This window comes from Endozoicomonas sp. ONNA1, from assembly GCF_024606325.1.
Lineage (GTDB): Bacteria > Pseudomonadota > Gammaproteobacteria > Pseudomonadales > Endozoicomonadaceae > Endozoicomonas_A.
In genome coordinates, this window is the sequence record NZ_JAHHPN010000180.1 from 1 (window position 1) to 1,651 (window position 1,651).

Consider the following 1,651-nt stretch of genomic DNA (forward strand, 5'->3'; position numbering starts at 1 on the left):
CAGGAAGATCGGCTTTCTTCATGCGCTGTAAAAACATGCCCTTGCCGCCAAGTTGTTCCCGGTTGGCGGGACAGCAGTCAACAGTCTGAGCCAAAACAGCTGAATGGCAAGTGCGTTCGCCTATCGACCTTGGCTCGGGAAGACCACTGGGATCAAGATCACTAAAATACCTTTCAGGTGAACTATTAGCCCCTTTGAATGAACTGCCAACCCCAGCCTTCTCATTGGGCTCAGTTGTCAGGCTTTGAGGATTTGATATGTCAAAAGTAGTATCAACTAACATCAGGATATCCCACCCATGTTATTATTCATCCATGATTTAACCGCTGACGCATAAAGCGATCACTTTCTTTAGACAATGTTTTTTTTATAAAGTTCAGTCGACAGTCTGAAGCACGCAATAGGCTGGCAAAACGATTTGTGCCGGTCAGCGATGTCAGAGTTGATCCGCAGATTATTGAACACGTTTAAAGGTTGATAACAAAATACTTATCTCTCAAATGGGGATACACATCCTCATGCAATGGAACAACAGCTCTTTTGGGATCTAAAGATGTAAGAGTAATCTTTTCGAACACGTTTGCTGGCATATTCCAGCCCATACTTCAGCAGGGCTTGCTCGATTTTTTCATTATGATCACAATGCTGCTCAACGGGTTGAACAACGAAATCTGGCTTGTAATCATATGTTGGTTTGAGAATAAAGTATTTACCTCTCAAGTGGGGATACACATCCTCATACAATGAAACAGCTTTTTCGGGATCCAACAATAAAAGGTGCTGTAAGAGTTCCTTGCGGGTGTCATCAGTCATCTTATCACTCATAAACATTTCCCAAAAGCTGTCCTCCGATTTTTCCTTGAAGCATATTAACTGCTTGGCATGATAAAAAAACTGCTGTTGGTGGCTGCTTAATAAGCCACAATAATCGGGAACACTGAGAAAATCAGCGACATAAAGGATTGAGAAAAGGCTATGTTGAAAGGCGAACCTATCGACTTCTGTGGTAACGTTGCTATTAAGTTGTTGTGCAAACACATCAAAATCCCACCGAACTCGATTAAAAATCTCTATTTTCTCCAAAAACATATCCAGATTACTCATACCATATAACGCAATAATCAGTTTTTCAAAGGCAGCATGCATGGTTTGACGTAATTTCATTCGGGAGCATTCGACGACTATTTGGCCCGCTACGGCGTTGAAGCTTATTTTCATGGTGTCTGCATCTTTATCCAGTTCAATTGCTTTTAGTAAGTGCGTCAGAAACCACATACGCTTTAACTTGCCAGATTTAAAATAGCTAAATTCAAATTGGTCAGTAAATTTCAGCCGCAAGGTTCGTCCTTTACCTCCCTCTGCCTGTTCTAGTAATTCGATAAGGCTCACATGAACTCCTAAATTCAGATTAACAAACAAGGCATCATTCATATTGACGACAGTCCCTATAACCCCTATTTCTTCAATTGATTCTTTGTCGGATGGCCTCAAAAGCGACACATTCTCGCCCGGAGTCGTGTAATCAACATAGGTTATGCACTTATTCTTGGATACCACTCCCTGACCAGAAGCCAATGCGATCGGTGCCAGTGCGTTTACAAAGCGCTGATGCAGGGCAAAAATCAGCTCATGGACACTCCGGACCTGCTCA

Annotated in this window: 2 protein-coding genes; both read right to left on the minus strand. The window is 42.3% G+C overall.

Translation table 11 applies throughout. From position 1 onward, the window contains the following. The coding region (locus KDK19_RS04230) for a hypothetical protein (RefSeq protein WP_257291390.1) at nt 1-283 on the minus strand (283 nt) is incomplete at its 3' end. A gap of 233 nt (nt 284-516) precedes the next feature. Further along, nucleotides 517-1,651: hypothetical protein (locus tag KDK19_RS04235; RefSeq protein ID WP_257276071.1), on the minus strand; the 1,135-nt coding region annotated here is incomplete at its 5' end.